The 16,357-nt window shown below is 60.0% G+C and carries 23 protein-coding genes; 10 read left to right on the top strand and 13 right to left on the bottom strand.

Annotation, left to right across the window (positions count from 1 at the left end; translation table 11 throughout):
• Window positions 1-7: 7 nt before the first annotated feature.
• Window positions 8-346 carry a DUF3565 domain-containing protein gene (locus HX869_RS21910; RefSeq protein WP_003208456.1) on the bottom strand — a complete coding sequence of 113 codons (339 nt, stop codon included), beginning with the start codon at window positions 344-346 and terminating at the stop codon, window positions 8-10.
• Here HX869_RS21910 and HX869_RS21905 point away from each other — a divergent pair.
• The 3 genes from HX869_RS21905 (at window position 315) to HX869_RS21895 (ending at window position 2,753) form a co-directional block, all read left to right on the top strand.
• Window positions 315-800: a peptidylprolyl isomerase gene (locus HX869_RS21905; protein ID WP_003208457.1), complete on the top strand. Its 486-nt coding sequence runs from the start codon at window positions 315-317 to the stop codon at window positions 798-800. The two genes, HX869_RS21910 and HX869_RS21905, sit on opposite strands and share 32 nt — an antisense overlap.
• Window positions 801-935: 135 nt before the next feature.
• Entirely contained in the window at window positions 936-1,418 is a 483-nt protein-coding gene (locus HX869_RS21900) for a glutathione peroxidase (protein WP_003208462.1), read from the top strand.
• A gap of 231 nt (window positions 1,419-1,649) precedes the next feature.
• Window positions 1,650-2,753: an NADH:flavin oxidoreductase gene (locus tag HX869_RS21895; protein ID WP_178903636.1), complete on the top strand. Its 1,104-nt coding sequence runs from the start codon at window positions 1,650-1,652 to the stop codon at window positions 2,751-2,753.
• Between the two features lie 82 nt (window positions 2,754-2,835).
• Here the strand turns inward: HX869_RS21895 and HX869_RS21890 are convergent, their stop codons facing one another.
• The 3 genes from HX869_RS21890 to cysZ form a co-directional block, all read right to left on the bottom strand.
• On the bottom strand, window positions 2,836-3,012 hold the full coding sequence (locus tag HX869_RS21890; RefSeq protein WP_177010042.1) for a hypothetical protein: 177 nt from the start codon (window positions 3,010-3,012) through the stop codon (window positions 2,836-2,838).
• A gap of 216 nt (window positions 3,013-3,228) precedes the next feature.
• On the bottom strand, window positions 3,229-4,416 hold the full coding sequence (locus HX869_RS21885; protein WP_102368138.1) for a glycosyltransferase family 1 protein: 1,188 nt from the start codon (window positions 4,414-4,416) through the stop codon (window positions 3,229-3,231).
• 64 nt (window positions 4,417-4,480) lie between these two features.
• Entirely contained in the window at window positions 4,481-5,236 is a 756-nt protein-coding gene (gene cysZ / locus HX869_RS21880; protein WP_003208468.1) for a sulfate transporter CysZ, read from the bottom strand.
• Window positions 5,237-5,529: 293 nt separating this feature from the next.
• Between cysZ and trxB the strand changes: the two genes are divergently transcribed.
• Window positions 5,530-6,492: a thioredoxin-disulfide reductase gene (gene trxB / locus HX869_RS21875; protein WP_003208470.1), complete on the top strand. Its 963-nt coding sequence runs from the start codon at window positions 5,530-5,532 to the stop codon at window positions 6,490-6,492.
• Between the two features lie 182 nt (window positions 6,493-6,674).
• On the opposite strand, the gene HX869_RS21870 is transcribed toward trxB, so the two are convergent.
• Genes HX869_RS21870 through HX869_RS21845 form a run of 6 tightly spaced genes read right to left on the bottom strand, consistent with a single transcriptional unit; the run spans window position 6,675 to window position 9,612 of the window.
• Window positions 6,675-7,016, bottom strand: coding sequence for a HopJ type III effector protein (locus HX869_RS21870; RefSeq protein WP_102606071.1), 342 nt, complete (start codon window positions 7,014-7,016; stop codon window positions 6,675-6,677).
• Window positions 7,009-7,305 carry a DUF1244 domain-containing protein gene (locus HX869_RS21865; protein WP_003208473.1) on the bottom strand — a complete coding sequence of 99 codons (297 nt, stop codon included), beginning with the start codon at window positions 7,303-7,305 and terminating at the stop codon, window positions 7,009-7,011. Before HX869_RS21865 ends, HX869_RS21870 begins: the two co-directional genes overlap by 8 nt.
• Window positions 7,306-7,328: 23 nt before the next feature.
• Entirely contained in the window at window positions 7,329-7,700 is a 372-nt protein-coding gene (gene folX / locus HX869_RS21860; RefSeq protein ID WP_003208474.1) for a dihydroneopterin triphosphate 2'-epimerase, read from the bottom strand.
• Between the two features lie 2 nt (window positions 7,701-7,702).
• Window positions 7,703-8,263 carry a GTP cyclohydrolase I FolE gene (gene folE, locus HX869_RS21855; RefSeq protein WP_178903635.1) on the bottom strand — a complete coding sequence of 187 codons (561 nt, stop codon included), beginning with the start codon at window positions 8,261-8,263 and terminating at the stop codon, window positions 7,703-7,705.
• 20 nt (window positions 8,264-8,283) lie between these two features.
• Window positions 8,284-8,994: a dihydromonapterin reductase gene (folM, locus tag HX869_RS21850; protein WP_008432306.1), complete on the bottom strand. Its 711-nt coding sequence runs from the start codon at window positions 8,992-8,994 to the stop codon at window positions 8,284-8,286.
• 57 nt (window positions 8,995-9,051) lie between these two features.
• Window positions 9,052-9,612: an antibiotic biosynthesis monooxygenase gene (locus tag HX869_RS21845; RefSeq protein ID WP_008432309.1), complete on the bottom strand. Its 561-nt coding sequence runs from the start codon at window positions 9,610-9,612 to the stop codon at window positions 9,052-9,054.
• 215 nt (window positions 9,613-9,827) lie between these two features.
• Here HX869_RS21845 and HX869_RS21840 point away from each other — a divergent pair, with 215 nt between their 5' ends.
• On the top strand, window positions 9,828-10,784 hold the full coding sequence (locus HX869_RS21840) for a MerR family transcriptional regulator (protein ID WP_371858909.1): 957 nt from the start codon (window positions 9,828-9,830) through the stop codon (window positions 10,782-10,784).
• 2 nt (window positions 10,785-10,786) lie between these two features.
• Here HX869_RS21840 and HX869_RS21835 read toward each other — a convergent pair whose 3' ends face one another.
• Both HX869_RS21835 and HX869_RS21830 read right to left on the bottom strand, forming a co-directional pair.
• Entirely contained in the window at window positions 10,787-11,392 is a 606-nt protein-coding gene (locus HX869_RS21835) for a hypothetical protein (RefSeq protein ID WP_003208483.1), read from the bottom strand.
• Window positions 11,393-11,450: 58 nt separating this feature from the next.
• Entirely contained in the window at window positions 11,451-11,918 is a 468-nt protein-coding gene (locus HX869_RS21830) for a PAS domain-containing protein (RefSeq protein WP_003208484.1), read from the bottom strand.
• A 113-nt stretch (window positions 11,919-12,031) separates the two neighbouring features.
• On the opposite strand from HX869_RS21830, the gene HX869_RS21825 reads away from it, so the two are divergent.
• The gene (locus tag HX869_RS21825; RefSeq protein ID WP_003208486.1) at window positions 12,032-12,487 is read left to right on the top strand and encodes a flavodoxin; all 456 of its coding nucleotides are present in this window, start codon (window positions 12,032-12,034) and stop codon (window positions 12,485-12,487) included.
• Here HX869_RS21825 and HX869_RS21820 read toward each other — a convergent pair.
• Window positions 12,468-13,364 carry a LysR substrate-binding domain-containing protein gene (locus tag HX869_RS21820; RefSeq protein ID WP_177039601.1) on the bottom strand — a complete coding sequence of 299 codons (897 nt, stop codon included), beginning with the start codon at window positions 13,362-13,364 and terminating at the stop codon, window positions 12,468-12,470. The two genes, HX869_RS21825 and HX869_RS21820, sit on opposite strands and share 20 nt — an antisense overlap.
• 99 nt (window positions 13,365-13,463) lie before the next feature.
• Here HX869_RS21820 and HX869_RS21815 point away from each other — a divergent pair, with 99 nt between their 5' ends.
• The 4 genes from HX869_RS21815 to HX869_RS21800 form a co-directional block, all read left to right on the top strand.
• The gene (locus tag HX869_RS21815; protein WP_178903634.1) at window positions 13,464-13,850 is read left to right on the top strand and encodes a CidA/LrgA family protein; all 387 of its coding nucleotides are present in this window, start codon (window positions 13,464-13,466) and stop codon (window positions 13,848-13,850) included.
• Entirely contained in the window at window positions 13,840-14,526 is a 687-nt protein-coding gene (locus tag HX869_RS21810; RefSeq protein WP_178903633.1) for an LrgB family protein, read from the top strand. The genes HX869_RS21815 and HX869_RS21810 overlap by 11 nt, the downstream gene beginning before the upstream one ends.
• Window positions 14,527-14,675: 149 nt before the next feature.
• Window positions 14,676-15,458, top strand: coding sequence for a class II aldolase/adducin family protein (locus HX869_RS21805; protein ID WP_003208491.1), 783 nt, complete (start codon window positions 14,676-14,678; stop codon window positions 15,456-15,458).
• Window positions 15,458-16,357, top strand: a 900-nt coding sequence (locus tag HX869_RS21800; protein ID WP_178903632.1) for an alpha/beta fold hydrolase, incomplete at its 3' end; no start/stop codon positions are given. The genes HX869_RS21805 and HX869_RS21800, both read left to right, overlap by 1 nt.

Below are 16,357 nucleotides of genomic sequence, written 5' to 3'. Positions count from 1 at the left end.
CCGGGAATCAGGTGCCAAGGTTATCTTTATCTGAGCCTTGCGCACACCAGCCGCACGTAAAGGGCTTGTCTATTTTTTCAAGGCGTTGCGCCGGGTCCGTGACCCAGGCCCGGGATTGCCAGGGTGGCTGGTGGCGCAGGTGCTGGGTGTGGCCGCAGGAAAGCTCGACGACCCAGTGCCGGTCTTCGTCCTGGTGAAATCCGACGACCGTCGGGTCAGTTGTTCGACCCCGTCCGTCCGGGTTGTGTTCGCTTTCGGGCAAATCCTTGTTTAGACTTGTCCGTTCTTCATTCTTCTGCAAAAGGTCTCGCCCCATGCCGATCGCCGCCAATAAGGCTGTCTCCATTGACTATACCCTGACCAACGACGCTGGTGAGGTCATCGACAGTTCTGCCGGCGGCGCGCCGCTGGTCTACCTGCAAGGTGCAGGTAACATCATCCCGGGCCTGGAAAAGGCCCTGGAAGGCAAAGAGGTCGGTGACGAACTGACCGTTGCCGTAGAACCTGAAGATGCCTACGGCGAATACGCTGCCGAACTGGTCAGCACCCTGAGCCGCAGCATGTTCGAAGGTGTCGACGAGCTGGAAGTGGGCATGCAGTTCCACGCTTCCGCTCCGGACGGCCAGATGCAAATCGTCACCATCCGTGACCTGGACGGCGACGACGTGACCGTCGACGGCAACCACCCGCTGGCTGGCCAGCGCCTGAACTTCCAGGTGAAGATCGTCGCTATCCGTGACGCTTCCCAGGAAGAAGTGGCCCACGGCCACGTGCACGGCGAAGGTGGTCACCACCATTAATTGACTGAGCGACGCTCTGTCAGTTGGAAAAAGGCGCCTTCGGGCGCCTTTTTCATTTGGCGGCTATTCTTGCCGACTTGGCGGCTGTAATCTCGAATGGCCGTTACGAAGAACATGGGATATCTGGAGTTCGTCATGAGTGCTTTCCACGACCTTAAACTCAAAGCCCTGGATGGTCAGGAGCTGCCTCTGGCGCCCTTCAAGGGGCAAGTCGTGCTGGTGGTCAACGTCGCCTCCAAATGTGGGTTGACCCCACAGTACGCCGCGCTGGAAAACCTCTATCAGCAATACAAAGACCAGGGTTTCACCGTACTCGGGCTGCCGTGCAATCAATTTGCCGGGCAGGAACCGGGTACTGAAGAAGAAATCCAGGAATTCTGCAGCCTCAACTACGGCGTGACCTTTCCCCTGGGCAGCAAGCTTGAGGTGAATGGCCACGATCGCCACCAGCTGTATCGATTGCTGGCGGGCGAGGGCGCCGAATTTCCCGGGGACATCACCTGGAACTTCGAGAAATTCCTGTTGGGCAAGGACGGCCGGGTGCTGGCGCGTTTCTCGCCGCGTACACCGCCGGATGACCCCTCCATTATTCAGGCGATCGAAAAAGCATTGAGCTGATACTTTCAGCATTCTCGAGTGAGTTTCTGTGGCAAGGGAGCTTCCTGTGGCAGGGAGTTTCCTATGGCAAGGGAGCTTGCTGTGGCGAGGGAGCTTGCTCCCGCTGGGCTGCGAAGCAGCCCCATGCCCTCCCGCTTTTACCCCTTAATCACCCCAATCAATAGTGCTATCCAACACGCTGCACACTCCATATTATCCACATCATAAATTCCTTTCCGATGGAGTGCTCCCATGCCTGTCCAAGCTTTGTTCAAACCGTTCCAGCTCGGTGCACTGCAACTGCCGAGTCGCGTGGTCATGGCGCCGATGACCCGTTCCTTTTCTCCGGGTGGCGTGCCCAACTCCAAAGTGATCGAGTACTACCGCCGCCGCGCCGCCGCCGGTGTCGGCCTGATCATCACCGAAGGTACCGTGGTCGGCCACCCGGCTTCCAACGGCTACCCGAACGTCCCGCACTTCTACGGTGAAGCCGCCCTGGCCGGCTGGAAGAAAGTAGTCGACGCGGTACATGCCGAAGGCGGCAAGATCGTTCCGCAACTGTGGCATGTGGGCAGCGTGCGGCGCATCGGCACCGAGCCGGATGCCAGCGTCCCGGCTTACGGCCCCACCGAAAAACTCAAGGACGGCAATGTCGTCGTCCACGGCATGACCGTGCAAGACATCAAGGACGTGATCGCCGCGTTCGCCCAGGCTGCCAAGGATGCCCAGAGCATCGGCATGGACGGCGTTGAAATCCACGGCGCCCATGGCTACCTGGTGGACCAGTTCTTCTGGGAAGGCACCAACCAGCGCACCGACGAATACGGCGGCAGCCTGGCCAACCGTTCGCGTTTCGCCATCGAATTGATCCAGGCCGTCCGCGCCGCCGTGGGGCCGGACTTCCCGATCATCCTGCGTTTCTCCCAGTGGAAGCAGCAGGACTACACCGCGCGCCTGGTGCAAACCCCGGAAGCCTTGGGTGAATTCCTCAAGCCGCTGTCTGACGCCGGCGTGGATATTTTCCACTGCTCCACCCGCCGTTTCTGGGAGCCGGAATTCGAAGGCTCCGAGCTGAACCTGGCCGGCTGGACCCGCAAGCTCAGCGGCAAGCCGACCATCACCGTGGGCAGCGTCGGCCTGGACGGCGAGTTCCTGCAGTTCATGGTCAACACCGATAAAGTGGCGCAACCCGCCAGCCTGGAAAAACTGCTGGAGCGCCTGAACAACGACGAGTTCGACCTGGTCGCTGTGGGTCGTGCGCTGCTGGTGGATCCGGATTGGGCACTGAAGGTTCGCGAAGGCCGTGAAGGCGACATCCTGCCGTTCAGTCGTGAGGCGTTGACGACCCTCGTTTGACGCGCACACGTTTAACTGCGTGGCTGCAAAAAATGCCTGGAACCAGTTTCCAGGCATTTTTGCCAAGTTGCCTTGAGTTGTATTAAAACTTCAGCTGGTTTTTTTCCTGCTCCTGCTGCTTCTGCTGCTGCTGCAATGCAAGGAGGCCTGCTTGTTGATCGTCAGGCCGCTTGCCGCGAATACCCCCGTTCTCTAAGCCCGAAGGCGCAGGAGGCAGACTGAACGACGAAGGCTGGATGCTGTTGAGTGGCATCGACATGGGAGAACTCCACATATTTTATCTAAGAGTATTTGGGCTTTATGGCTGGTTCTTCCTATGACCCTGAACAACCGCCACTGATGTTGTGGCGTTCACCTGCGCACTAGTTCCCAACTGCAACTCGCAACATTCCCCCTCACGCAGCACTGAGTTGGCTTGTCTACTGGTCATTCAAGGGTGTTCGCTTGGGCAGATCAAAAATATCTACATCGAATACTAGACATTCATAGTGTTGCTGCTGACTTTGTACACACTCGATATGCCCCTGCATACATCCAGTAACTTGCTTTCAAACTGCTCAATAATTGCCGGCCAGCCCTGGCGACTGGCGTGTTGTCGGGCATTGAGCCTGACCCTGCGCAAACTTTCACGCTCCTCCAACAACCAGTTGGCGGCATCACAAAATGCCTCCTCGTCCCCAGGCATCGCCAGCACACCGTTGTAACCATGGCGAATATGCTGGGTTGCAGCTGCCTGGTCGTAAGCCACCACCCCCAACCCTGCGGCCATGGCCTCTAACACTACATTGCCAAAGGTTTCGGTCAGGCTGGGGAACAGGAACAGATCCCCTGAGGCGTAGTGCCGAGCCAGCTCCTCATCGCGTCGGGTACCGCAAAAAATTGCCTGAGGCAGCGATTTCTCAAGCATTGTCCGTTGGGGGCCATCGCCGACAATGATCAGTTTCAACCGGCGCTGTGGGTAAGTGGTTTGCAGCGAGTCGAAGCAGCGCTTGAGCAGCCCGAGATTTTTTTCCTGGGCCAGGCGTCCGACGTGCAGCACGGCGATGTCTTCATCGCTCAGCCCCCACTGCTCACGCAGGGCTGGGTCGCGTTTGGCCGGGTGAAACAGCTGGCTGTCGACACCGCGCGCGAGCATGCCCAGGCGCTCGAAATGGCGCCGCTCCAGCTCCAGTCGCTGGCTGGCGCTGGGCACCAGGGTCAGGGTCGAGCGGTTATGGAACCAGCGCAGATAGTGGGTCAGCACCCGGCTCAGCATGCCCAGGCCGTACTGGTTGGAATACTGCTGGAAGTTGGTGTGGAAGCCACTCACCACGCTGATCCCCAGGCGCCGCGCCGCCCGCAGCGCCGACAAACCCAGCGGGCCTTCCGTGGCGATATACAACACATCCGGGCGCTGGCGGGTCCAGCGCCGCAACAGCTTGTGCATCGACGACTGGCCCCATTGCAGCCCCGGGTAGCCCGGCAGCGGCCAGCCGCGACAGAGCATCAGGCCGTCGTCGCTGGGCCGGCTCTGGTCGCTGCCCTGGCGCGGGCGAACCAGTTCGACTTGATGCCCGCGCGCGCGCAAACCGTCACACAGGCGGCCGAGGGTATTGGCCACCCCGTTGATCTCTGGCGGGAAGGTTTCGGTGATCAGGGTGATGTGGAGCGAAGCTGTCGTCATGACCCACAGTGTCGGCGTGGGCCATGTCGTCATTGTGTCTTTTGGATGATGGATTTGTGACGGCTCAGGCCTTTTTAATGGCCATGGCCTCGGCGCCCTGCTCACGCACCCAGAACAACGTCGCCCCGGCCACCGCCGCCGGCATCATCAGCAGGTTGACCACTGGCACCAGCAGCACCAGGTAGACGATGCCGCCAAAACTCATGCTCTGCCAGCGCTTCTGGCGCAGCCAGGCGAGCATTTCGTTCCAGCCCAGCTTGTGGTTGTCCGCCGGGTAGTCGATGTACTGGATCGCCATCATCCACACACCAAACAGCAGCCACAGCGGTGCTGCCACCAGATTGACCACCGGGATGAACGACAGGATAAACAGGCCGATGGCCCGGGGCAGGAAGTAACCCAGTTTGCGCATTTCCCGGGCCAGGGTGCGCGGGACCATGGCCGCCAGTTCGCCCCAGCTGAACGCCGGGAAATCATCGGTGCCGCGCACCACCACTTCGACCTTTTCCGACAGAAAGCCGTTGAACGGCGCGGCAATGATGTTGGCGAGCATGGTGAAGGTGAAAAACACCATCAGCACCACCAGCACCACAAATAAAGGCCACAGCAGGTAATTGAGGAAGCTCAGCCAGCTCGGCAGGGTCGGCATCAGCGTGTCGACCCACAGGCTGAACTGATGGCCGGCGAAGTAGATCAATCCGACGAACAGGATCAGGTTGATTGCCAGCGGCAGCAGCACAAACAGCCGCAGGCCGGGGCTGAGTACCAGTTTGAGACCTTCGCGCAGGTACTGTGGGCCTGAAAGAACGGGGGCGGGCATGGATAACTCCGGGCAATAGGGGCGAACGCGCCGACCTTACCGGCTTTGGGAGTACCGGGAAAGCACGGCCCGCATCGCGACATTAACGGTAACAAAGGTGTCGATTAATAGAGGGCATGGGATAGAGACCACCTATGAGCTGGATTGTTAATCCGTATTTCCTTAATCTTGCCTCCCTCTATACGCTGCACCCATTATTTTCAGGATCTGCGAGTTCAAGCCTTCCCCAAGTGCTTCGCGGTCCTTTTTTATTCCAGCCGTTCTGTAGTCCGGGCGGTCGATAGGAGTGAGTCATGTCTGATACCCGTCATTCGCGAGTGATTATTCTCGGTTCCGGCCCTGCCGGTTACAGCGCTGCCGTCTACGCTGCCCGGGCCAACCTCAAGCCGTTGCTGATCACCGGCATGCAAGCGGGCGGTCAGTTGACCACCACCACTGAAGTCGACAACTGGCCGGGCGACGTCCACGGCCTGACCGGCCCGGTGCTGATGGAGCGCATGAAAGAGCACGCCGAGCGTTTCGAAACCGAGATCGTGTTTGATCACATCAACAAGGTCGACTTCTCCAAGAAGCCTTACAGCCTGACCGGCGACAGCGGCGTGTACACCTGTGACGCGCTGATCATCGCCACCGGCGCCAGCGCTCGTTACCTGGGCCTGCCGTCGGAAGAAGCGTTCATGGGCAAGGGCGTTTCCGCCTGCGCAACCTGCGACGGTTTCTTCTACCGCAACAAGCCAGTGGCTGTGGTCGGTGGCGGCAACACCGCGGTGGAAGAAGCGCTGTACCTGGCCAACATCGCCAGCACCGTGACCCTGGTTCACCGCCGCGAGACCTTCCGCGCCGAGAAGATCCTGATCGACAAGCTGCATGCCCGCGTGGCCGAAGGCAAGATCATCCTCAAGCTCAACGCCACCCTGGATGAAGTCCTGGGCGACAACATGGGCGTGACCGGTGCTCGCCTGAAGAACAACGACGGCAGCTTCGACGAGCTGAAAGTCGACGGCGTGTTCATCGCCATCGGCCACACTCCGAACACCTCGTTGTTCGAAGGCGTGCTGGATGCCAAAGACGGTTACCTGATCGTGCAGGGCGGCCGTGAAGGCAATGCGACTGCCACCAACATCGAAGGTATCTTCGCTGCCGGTGACGTGGCCGACCACGTGTACCGCCAGGCGATCACCTCCGCCGGCGCCGGTTGCATGGCGGCACTGGATGCCGAGCGTTACCTCGACGGTTTGAAGGACGCTTCGTTCTAAACCGTAGAAACAAAAAAACCGGCTGCGAGGCCGGTTTTTTTATGCACGGGATTTGATGATCACCGCAGTCCAAATGTGGGAGCGGGCTTGCTCGCGAAAGCGGTGTGTCAGTCACCCGATGTATTGACTGACACTCTGCTTTCGCGAGCAAGCCCGCTCCCACATTTTGATCTATGTCTGACTCAGGATTTGCGGGTCAGTGGCTGTGCGGCAAACTTCACACCCGCCAACCCATGCTCGATCAGCGCACGAATGTTGCCATGGTCACTGCCTTCAGGCGTGGCCAGCACCGAACGGTAATGCTCGCCAAACGCCAACAGCGCTTCATGGTCGCTCAAGCCTTCCAGCAGCGCCAGGCCCAGGGTCTTGCACGAACCTTCGTTCTGCCCGGCCGCGTTTTCCACGCTGCCATTGGTGAACGCTTGTGGCTGGTAGTCGTAACCGGCAGCTACAAAGGCCAGGGTATCGGCAAAAACATGTTTGCCACTGTTGAGGCTGGCGCGCAGGGTGTTCAGGTCAGTCATGGGGTTTTCCTTTGGCGAATGCCGCTTGCTGTTCGGCACTGGCTTCTTGCTGGTATTGGGCTTTCCACTCGGCGTACGGCATGCCGTACACCACTTCACGGGCGTCATCGAGGCTCAGCTCGATCTGGCGCTCGTCGGCCTCGGCCTTGTACCACTTGGACAAGCAGTTGCGGCAGAAGCCCGAGAGGTTCATCAGGTCGATGTTCTGAACATCCTTGCGGCTGTCCAGGTGGGCCACCAGCCGGCGGAAGGCGGCAGCTTCGAGTTCGAGGCGTTGTTGATCGTTCATGATGCTCACTGCAAAGGTAAGGGTTAGCGACTGGCCGCCAGGGTGATCGACACCGATTCGGCAAAACGCAACGCATGGGGTTTGTCGACTTCGACTTCGGCGTACAGCACCGATGTATTGCTCATCACCAGGTCGAGGATCTCCTGGGTCAGGCGCTCCAGCAGGGCAAAGCGATTGCCTTCCACATGGGCGATGATCGCCTTGGTGATGGTGCGGTAGTTCAGCGCGTGGTCGATGTCGTTGTCGCGCACGGCTTCCTGGGCGGCATACAGGATGGTCAGGTTGATCAACACATCCTGCTTGTTGAGGATTTCATCCTCGTTGATCCCGATAAACGTGCGCAGGCACAGGTCCTTGACCCGGATGCGCGCCATGCCTGGCTGAAGTTGTGGCATTGCTACTTGCTCCGTCCAATCAGTTGCAGGAACTCCATGCGCGTGGTGTTCGACTCGCGGAAGGCGCCGAGCATCACCGAGATGTTCATGGTTGAATTCTGTTTTTCGACACCGCGCATCATCATGCACATGTGCCTGGCTTCGATCACCACCGCCACGCCGGCGGCCTGGGTCACCGTCTGGATGGCGTCGGCGATTTCCCGCGTGAGGTTTTCCTGGATCTGCAGGCGACGGGCGAACATGTCGACGATACGCGCCAGCTTCGACAGGCCGAGCACCTTGCCGGTCGGAATATAGGCCACATGGGCCTTGCCGATAAAGGGCAGCAGATGATGCTCGCACAGCGAATACAGCTCGATGTCCTTGAGGATCACCATCTCGTCGTTGTCGGAGGCAAACAGCGCACCGTTGACGATTTCTTCCAGGTTCTGCTCGTAGCCGTGACACAGGTACTGCATGGCCTTGGCGGCACGCTTTGGCGTGTCGAGCAAACCCTCGCGCTCGGGGTCTTCACCCAGGCCCTTGAGGATCTCGCGGTAGTGGTGGGGCAGGGACAAAGTCATACAACATCCTCGCAAACGGCTTACTTGATATGCCGCCCGCCATTGACGGTCAGGGTGGTACCGGTGACATACGGGTTATCCAGCAGGTAGCGCACGCTCTGGTAAATCACCTCGGGGCCGGGCTCGATGCCCAGTGCCGCCTTGGCCAGGACCTTGGCGCGGTAAGCCGCGTCGTCGCCCTCGTTGAACATCACCATTGCCGGGGCAATGCCGTTCACCTTGATATCCGGTGCAAGCTGCGCGGCAAACGACAAGGTCAGGCTGTCGAGCCCGGCCTTGGTGGCGCAGTAGGCAATGTGCTGGCGGCTGCCCTTGCGGGTCACGTCATCGCTGATGTGCACGATATCCGCAGGCGTGGAGCGTTGGAGCAGGTAAGCACAATGCAGGTTGATCAGGTACGGCGCAAGCATGTGCACGCTGAACATGTCGGTAAAGGCGCGGCTCTCGTCGCCGGGCGCTTCCGCTTCCCAGGCCGAGGCATTATGAATGATCGCCCGCAGGCTTTGGGTGTGCGTCTTCAGTTCGTCGATGAAGGCGAGAATACCGGTCTCATTGGAGAAGTCGGCAAACACACCGATCGCACCGCGTTCGCGCAAGGCTTGCACGCCGGGACGTTCGCTGCGGTAGCTGAAAATCACTGGCTGCCCTTCGTCCAGCAGGCGCTGGGCGCAATGCAGGCCGACGCGCTGGCCGGCACCGGTGATCAGGATCGGGGCGGGTGTTGAAGACATGGGAGGCTCGAATCGCTGGCAGGCTAAAACTATACCAGCGAGCGGCCTCCCTTGTACTCAAGCAGCGGCTTCGGTGGCCTTTACCCGGGCTGGCGCCGGATGCAGCCAACCGGCCAGCAGGTGGGTCGACAACGGAATAAAGAAGTAAACCATCAATGGCGTGAGCGCGAGGGTGCTGACCAGCACACGGCTCAACAACCCCAACTCGCTGAGCAGCGGCTCAAGGCCGAAGTTGAACAGCAGCGACACCGGGAAAAATGCCAGCCAGATGGCCACGGCCTGCTTCCAGCGCGGCGGACGTGCGGCGGCGGCGCCAAACCAGCCGTCGATACCGCGTACGCGATGCTCCGACGGCGCAGCAAACAGCTCACTGCCACGCCCGAGCCATGCACCACGGGAGGCGGAAAACTCCCACGCATGCAGGGTTTTTTCGTCGGCGAAGCGGAAAATAATCTGGAACTCGTCATCGTTGGGCGGCGGTGCAAGCACGCCTGAACCCAGGTAACCGGGGAAGTCCGTGGCCAATTGCTCGCCTTCGCGCAGCCAGGCCATCAACTCTTCATAGCGACCCTTGGCCACGCGGCGCGCAACCATCAGGGTGACGGGGGAGGTAGACATTGTGTATCTCCATAAGGATCAGGTGCACTGGGCCGGGTAGGCGGCGCACGAACGAAGCTGCGGGGTAAGCAGCCACGTTGAAAAAACAGGCAAGGATTATTCCTGTTTTGCAGAAATACACCAGCGACATTGGTCGGCTTGTCGAAGACCTTGAATCGGACAGCTGTATGGGCGTTAAATGGGATCCAAGTTCCTGACAGTATATTGATGCCCTGATGTCTGTAATGACTGCTCCACGTCCCGACATGGCCCTTGGCAACCCTGCCGATTCCGATGAGCTGTTTCCGATTCGCGAAGTCGCGAGATTGACAGGCATCAACCCTGTCACCTTGCGTGCCTGGGAACGGCGTTACGGGCTGATCCACCCGGTTCGCACCGAAAGTGGGCACCGCCTGTATTCGCGCACCGATATCGAGACCGTTCATCGCATTCTTGACTGGATCGAGCGTGGCGTGGCCGTGAGCAAGGTCGGCAAGATCCTCGCGCGCGACGATCATCAAGTCGAAGCGGCGGCTGCTTCGCCGGCAGGTGCAGAGCATGAATGGGCCCAATGGCAGGCGCAGTTGCGAACGGCCGTCGGTGCCTTCGACGACCGGCAACTGGACCGGTTGTATGGCCAGATTTTCGCTGCCTACCCGGTCGCGGTGGTGTTCCAGGACATCCTGATGCCCCTCTGGCAGCAACTGTTGCGACATCAGGGGTTGTTTGGACAAACCAGTGAATGGCTGTTTTTTGATGGATTTCTGCGCAGCCGAACCTGGAAACGCCTGCAGATAGGCTGTGCCTCAGCGGCGCCACGGGTATTGCTGGCGGCCATTGCGGGGGAGTGCCGAGAGCTGGAGTTGTTGGTCGCAGGCCTGTTGATGAGCGGTGACGAGTTGGCGGTCAAGGTTCTGGCTGTGGGCCAGCCGATGGATGAATTGACCCTTGTCTGTGAAAAAACCAGGCCACAAGCCCTTGTGGTGTTCTCCAATCACTCTCCGGCCAATGGCTTGCCTCGGCGCCTTGAACGGCTGGCCCTGACCCTGGATTGCCCGCTGTTGCTGGCCGGCGATGCGGCGGAGTTGGCGCAGGAACAACTGGCGGGTTCATCCGTTGGCTGCCTGGGTAACGAAGGGCGATTGATGCAGCGCCGCTTGCAGCAGTTTCTGCGCGGTAACCTGGATACCTGACTTCAGGCGTGGACTTCTGGGTGAAACAGGCGATGTTGCTGCAGGATAAACTGGCGCAGGCGCTCGGTCTCATCCACATCGTTCTGGCTCAGGCGGTAGGCGAACAATCCTCGGGCAGTTTCCCGTTCCAGCGTGCCCCGCACCGAAATGCGCTCGTACCCGGACGGACTGAACCACAGCGAAAAGGTTCTTGGCGCCTTGATCCGCCCGCGAATTTCCACCAGCAATCCCTTGAATGACACCTCATGCACCCACAGCGCACCGGGCTGGCCCTTGATGTTTTCCAGGGGTACCGGCTCTTCGAGCGCCAGGCGCCACGGGCGGATCATCGGCCCGTCTTCGAAAATACTCGGTACACCCAGCCGCAGATGCACGGCATGAAACTCGTCTTCCACCAATTGCAGCGGAAACGTCATTTGCTGGTTGTCGAATTGGGCCTGGAGGGTGACATGGTCATGGGCGGCCAGGCGGGTGAGCAGATCACGAATCTGCGCACCGCCATTGACCGTCAGGCTCGACGACGCGTCCCGCACATTGAGTTGCGGGTTATGGTGCATGGTCTGAATAAAATCCAGCTCGTCCTGCGTCAAAAGCGCGTCGCGTTGCATTGATCTTGCTCAAGAAAAAGGTATTAAAACGCCATTATCTCTTTAAAGACCGCGTTTTCTAGTTTTTGTTAGATCCGCTCGTCGCCTTGAGTGCCGCAAGCTCCGCCTTGAGGTCAGCCAACTGGGCTTCCAGTTGCGCGACACGCTGCTGGGCCTTGACCTGAACGGTCACATCCTTCTGCACACCGACAAAGTAGGTCTGCTTGTCGGCCGGGTTATAAACCGTCGATAACGACAGCTCGTTCCAGAAATGCGTGCCGTCCTTGCGGTAATTGCGCAGGATTTCCCGGCAGGCGCCGCCACTCTCCAGGGCTTCGCGAATCGCCATCAGCCCCGGCTGGTCACGATCGCCCGATTGCAGGAAGCGGCAGTCCTGATAGAGGATTTCGTCGAGGGTGTAGCCAGTCATGCGCTCGAAGGCCGGGTTCACATAAATCAGTGGCTTGTCCTTGCCTTCGCGCTCGGCGATAACGATGCCGTCGTTGGAAGCGTTGATCACCAGTTGCATCAGCTTGGCGTTAATCATTGAGCGGTCCATGGCTTGTAGTTGGAGTTTGCAGTTTAAGACATGCCGGCAGCCTGTCCATGGGCCCCAGCTGTTAATATCCCAGGCTTTTAGTCAGCTACAGGATCAGATTGATGAAAGTCGCCATCCTTTCCGGCTCGGTGTACGGCACGGCTGAAGAAGTCGCCCGTCATGCTGCAAGCATCCTCAACGCTGCCGGCTTCGACGCCTGGCACAACCCGCGGGCAACCCTCGCCGACGTACAGGGCTTTGCTCCGGAAGCCTTCCTGGCCGTGACGTCCACCACTGGCATGGGCGAACTGCCCGACAACCTGCAGCCGCTTTACTCGACCATTCGCGACCAACTGCCGGCCGCCTGGCGAGGCTTGCCCGGCGCGGTGATCGGCCTGGGCGACGCCAGCTATGGCGACACGTTCTGCGGCGGCGGCGAGCAAATGCGCGAGCTGTTTGCCGAGTTGGGCGTGCACGAAGTGCTGCCGATGCTGCGCCTGGACGCCAGCGAAAGCGTGACCCCGGAAGCCGACGCCGAGCCGTGGCTGGCCGAGTTGGTCACTGCACTGCGCGGTTGACCGGGAACTCGCGCAATAACGCCAGCCAGGCCTGGGCGGCTTTCGACAGGTAGGCACCCTCACGCCAGATAAAGGCAATGTCCCAGCGCAGGTATTCCGGCGCCTTGAGCGTCAGGCGCACCACGCCGGGCCTTATCAGGCCCCGGGCTACTACGCTGGGCAGCAGCACCACGCCTTGGCCGGCGGCCACCAATGCGGCGAGAAAATCCGCCTGGCCACTGCGCCCGCTTTCCTTCGGGGTAAAGCCCAATTGCTGACAGGCCTGTAGCAGGCGGTCGTTCAACACAAAACTGCGCTGATACATCAGGAACGGCGTGTCAGCCAACTCCTCCAGGCGGATCTGCGCGTTATCGGCCAATGGATGGTCCATCGGCAGCAGGGCATCCAGCGGTTCATCGCAGAATGCCTGCCAGGCGAATGCCGGGTCGCTGGGCATCAGGCTGCCGCCCACTTCCAGCTCTCCGCTCAAGATCGCCTGCTCGATATTGCGGCTGCCGCCTTCCAGCAATTGAATGGTGACGTTCGGATAACGGCGGCGGTATTCGGCAAACAGCCCGGCGAACAACGTGTCACCGCCCAACTGCGGCAAGCCCATGCGCAACTCGCCACGGGTCAACTGATTCAAGTCATCCAGCTCACTGAGCAATTCGGTTTGCTGGCGCAGCATGGCCTCCGCCCGCTGCAGCACCACTTGTCCGGCAGCCGTCAGGCGAATCTGCGAACCCAGGCGATCCAGCAGCGGCGTGCCCAGGCTTTGCTCCAGTTGTGCCACCTGCTTGCTGACGGCGGATTGGCTGATGTGCAGGGTTTTGCCGGCCTGGGTAAAGCCGCCGCGGTGTATCACTTCGACAAAACTGCGCAGTTGTTTAAATTCCATCGACATGATTCCAGTTTGGAATAGCTTGCAGTCTAACAATTCGCTGTGGGGATGCCAGGGGCCTCTTTAAAATGGGAGCCCTGCGAGGACCCAAAGCTCATGAAACGTTTCACCTTCAAATTCGTCGGTCGGTTGTTGACTGAACTGATCATCCTGCTGGCCATATATTTTCTGGGCTGCCAATTGGCCGCCTGGCTGAGCTGGCCTATTCCCGGTGGTGTGGTCGGCCTGGGCCTGTTGTTGCTGACCTTCGCCACCGGCCTGGTAAAACCGGCGGCTCTGCAACTGGGCGCCGGTGTACTGATGGCCGAGATGCTGCTGTTCTTTATTCCTGCCTTGATGAGCCTTTTGGACTACGGTGGCCTGGTAAAGCACGACGGCTGGCGGATCATGTTGGTCATCGGCTTCAGCACCTTGTCGGTGATGCTGGTGACTGCGTTTACCGTGGAATTCGTCTGCCGCTGGAAGCTGCGCCATGAAGCTTGAGCTGATGCCGATGTTCTGGCTGGCGCTGACCCTCGGTGCCTACGGCTTCAGCCGGTGGATCTACCGGCGCACCGGGCGTTACCTGCTGTCGCCGCTGATCCTGGTGCCCGCGCTGTTACTGGCCGTGGCCGTGCCGATGAAGACGGCCTATGCCGAATACTCCACCGACACCCACTGGCTGATGCTGGTGCTGGGCCCGGTGACCGTGGCGTTCGCCATTCCGATCTGGCAACAGCGCCAGTTGCTGATGCGTCATTGGTCAGCGTTGTTGCTGGGGATGGTGGCGGGCAGCGCAGCGTCCATCGCCACTTCGTATGGCCTGGCCAAAGCCTTGGCGCTCGACAGCTTGGTGACGATGTCGTTGGTGCCCCGTTCGATCACCACCCCGTTCGCCATGCCGGTGTCTTCCGACCTGGGCGGCGTGCCGGAACTGACGGCGGTGTTCGTGATGTTCACCGGGGTGTTTGGCGCCATGCTCGGCGGCGTACTGCTCAAGTGGTTGCCGTTGCGCACGCCATTGGCCCGTGGCGCATTGTTTGGCGTGGGCGCTCATGGCGCGGGTGTCAGCCGGGCTCATGAGGTGGGCGGTGAGGAAGGCTCCGTGGCGGGCCTGGTAATGGTGCTGACCGGCTTGCTCAACCTGTTCGCCGCGCCTTTATTGGCGTCGCTTCTCTGACACGCGCAGAACAAAATCGAACTATCCTCAGGACTGACCCGTTCGGTCATCAAGCTGGCTGCCAATGCAACTACGGCGGCCTCGAGGTCTGACTAGACTGCCTCTTCACTCAAAAAAACAATAATAAGCGCGCCAAGGAGGTCATTGCCGTGAGCCTAGCCACTGTTCAATCGACACACAGTGTAAAAGACCAGGTCAGCGCGGCCGAATGGCAGGCCCGCGTCGACCTCGCCGCGTGCTATCGCCTGGTGGCGATGCATGGTTGGGACGACCTGATTTTCACCCACATCTCGGCCAAGGTGCCGGGCACCGAAGACTTCCTGATCAACCCCTACGGGCTGATGTTCCACGAGATCACCGCGTCGAGCCTGGTGAAGGTCGATCAGGCCGGCAACAAGCTGATGGACAGTCCCTACGAGGTCAACCCTGCCGGGTACACCATTCACAGTGCGGTGCACGAAGTGCGGCACGATGTGGTCTGCGTGCTGCACACCCACACCGCTTCCGGCATTGCCGTCTCCGCGCAGAAGCAGGGCGTGCTGCCCATCAGCCAGCAATCACTGTTTGTGCTGTCCAGCCTGGCCTATCACGCCTACGAAGGTGTCGCGCTGAACCACGAGGAAAAGGCCCGCTTGCAGGCCGACCTTGGCGAAAACAATTTCCTGATGCTGCACAACCACGGTTTGCTGACTTGTGGTGGGAGCATCGCCGATACGTTCCTGATGATGTTCATCTTCCAGCGCACCTGCGATATCCAGGTGATGGCGCAGAACGGTGGCGCTGAACTGATCAGCATTGCGCCGCAGATATTGGCCGGTGCCCGGGCGATGATCGCTGGGGTCACCAAAAGCGCTCAGGGCATGGGCGGCGCGCTGGCGTGGCCGGCGTTGCTGCGCAAACTCGATGCACTCGACCCCGGGTATAAAAGCTGATGCCACTCGCCGAGATCCCGCTGCGCATCTGGCGCCAGCGTGCCCAGAGCTTTGAGTTTCGCGGCCGCACCATTCGGTACTGGGTGGCGGGGCAGGGCGAGCCGTTGCTGCTGATCCATGGTTTTCCCACGGCCAGTTGGGATTGGCATTACCTCTGGCAGCCGTTGGCCCAGCGCTATCAAGTGATTACCTGCGACATGCTGGGGTTTGGCGATTCGGCCAAGCCGCTGGACCACACCTATTGCCTGCTGGAGCAGGCGGACTTGCAACAGGCGTTGCTGGAGCATCTTTGGGTGCAGCAGCCGGTGCATGTGCTGGCCCATGATTACGGTGACAGTGTTGCGCAGGAGTTGTTGGCGCGGCATTACGAAGGCCGGTTTCGGATGGGCAGTTGTGTGTTTCTCAACGGTGGGTTGTTTCCGGAGACGCATCGTCCGGCGTTGGTGCAGAAGCTGTTGCTGAGCCCATTGGGTTGGATGATCGGGCGGGCGTTTGGGCGTAATGCCCTTGCTAACAGTTTTGGGCAGATTTTCGGGCCGGCGACTCGGCCCAGTGAGAGTGCGCTGGATGATTTCTGGAGCTTGATCGAGAGCCAGGATGGGCCGCGGATTTTGCACAAGTTGATTGCGTATATTCCTCAGCGTCGGCGGCAGCGGGATCGATGGGTGGCGGCCATGCAGCGGGGGGAGGTGCCGTTGCGGGTGATCGATGGGGAGGTTGATCCGATTTCCGGGGGGCATATGGTTCAGCGTTATCGTGAGCTGGTGCCGCACGCGGATACGGTGTTGCTGGCGAATATTGGGCACTATCCGCAGATTGAGGCGCCGGTGCAGGTGTTGAAGCATTATTTGGCGTTTCGGGAGGGGCTTGGGGTTGGGGCTGCTCGGGTGGCTTATTCT

The sequence above is a fragment of the Pseudomonas sp. P7779 genome (assembly GCF_013386315.1).
Lineage (GTDB): Bacteria > Pseudomonadota > Gammaproteobacteria > Pseudomonadales > Pseudomonadaceae > Aquipseudomonas.
This window is presented reverse-complemented; position numbering and strand designations above follow the sequence as displayed.

Coding starts and splice junctions, on each gene's coding strand:
- HX869_RS21905 (WP_003208457.1), top strand. CDS start 315: ATGCCGATCGCCGCCAATAAGGCTGTCTCCATTGACTATACCCTGACC.
- HX869_RS21910 (WP_003208456.1), bottom strand. CDS start 346: ATGGAGACAGCCTTATTGGCGGCGATCGGCATGGGGCGAGACCTTTTG.
- HX869_RS21900 (WP_003208462.1), top strand. CDS start 936: ATGAGTGCTTTCCACGACCTTAAACTCAAAGCCCTGGATGGTCAGGAG.
- HX869_RS21895 (WP_178903636.1), top strand. CDS start 1,650: ATGCCTGTCCAAGCTTTGTTCAAACCGTTCCAGCTCGGTGCACTGCAA.
- HX869_RS21890 (WP_177010042.1), bottom strand. CDS start 3,012: ATGTCGATGCCACTCAACAGCATCCAGCCTTCGTCGTTCAGTCTGCCT.
- HX869_RS21885 (WP_102368138.1), bottom strand. CDS start 4,416: ATGACGACAGCTTCGCTCCACATCACCCTGATCACCGAAACCTTCCCG.
- cysZ (WP_003208468.1), bottom strand. CDS start 5,236: ATGCCCGCCCCCGTTCTTTCAGGCCCACAGTACCTGCGCGAAGGTCTC.
- trxB (WP_003208470.1), top strand. CDS start 5,530: ATGTCTGATACCCGTCATTCGCGAGTGATTATTCTCGGTTCCGGCCCT.
- HX869_RS21870 (WP_102606071.1), bottom strand. CDS start 7,016: ATGACTGACCTGAACACCCTGCGCGCCAGCCTCAACAGTGGCAAACAT.
- HX869_RS21865 (WP_003208473.1), bottom strand. CDS start 7,305: ATGAACGATCAACAACGCCTCGAACTCGAAGCTGCCGCCTTCCGCCGG.
- folX (WP_003208474.1), bottom strand. CDS start 7,700: ATGCCACAACTTCAGCCAGGCATGGCGCGCATCCGGGTCAAGGACCTG.
- folE (WP_178903635.1), bottom strand. CDS start 8,263: ATGACTTTGTCCCTGCCCCACCACTACCGCGAGATCCTCAAGGGCCTG.
- folM (WP_008432306.1), bottom strand. CDS start 8,994: ATGTCTTCAACACCCGCCCCGATCCTGATCACCGGTGCCGGCCAGCGC.
- HX869_RS21845 (WP_008432309.1), bottom strand. CDS start 9,612: ATGTCTACCTCCCCCGTCACCCTGATGGTTGCGCGCCGCGTGGCCAAG.
- HX869_RS21840 (WP_371858909.1), top strand. CDS start 9,828: ATGTCTGTAATGACTGCTCCACGTCCCGACATGGCCCTTGGCAACCCT.
- HX869_RS21835 (WP_003208483.1), bottom strand. CDS start 11,392: ATGCAACGCGACGCGCTTTTGACGCAGGACGAGCTGGATTTTATTCAG.
- HX869_RS21830 (WP_003208484.1), bottom strand. CDS start 11,918: ATGATTAACGCCAAGCTGATGCAACTGGTGATCAACGCTTCCAACGAC.
- HX869_RS21825 (WP_003208486.1), top strand. CDS start 12,032: ATGAAAGTCGCCATCCTTTCCGGCTCGGTGTACGGCACGGCTGAAGAA.
- HX869_RS21820 (WP_177039601.1), bottom strand. CDS start 13,364: ATGGAATTTAAACAACTGCGCAGTTTTGTCGAAGTGATACACCGCGGC.
- HX869_RS21815 (WP_178903634.1), top strand. CDS start 13,464: ATGAAACGTTTCACCTTCAAATTCGTCGGTCGGTTGTTGACTGAACTG.
- HX869_RS21810 (WP_178903633.1), top strand. CDS start 13,840: ATGAAGCTTGAGCTGATGCCGATGTTCTGGCTGGCGCTGACCCTCGGT.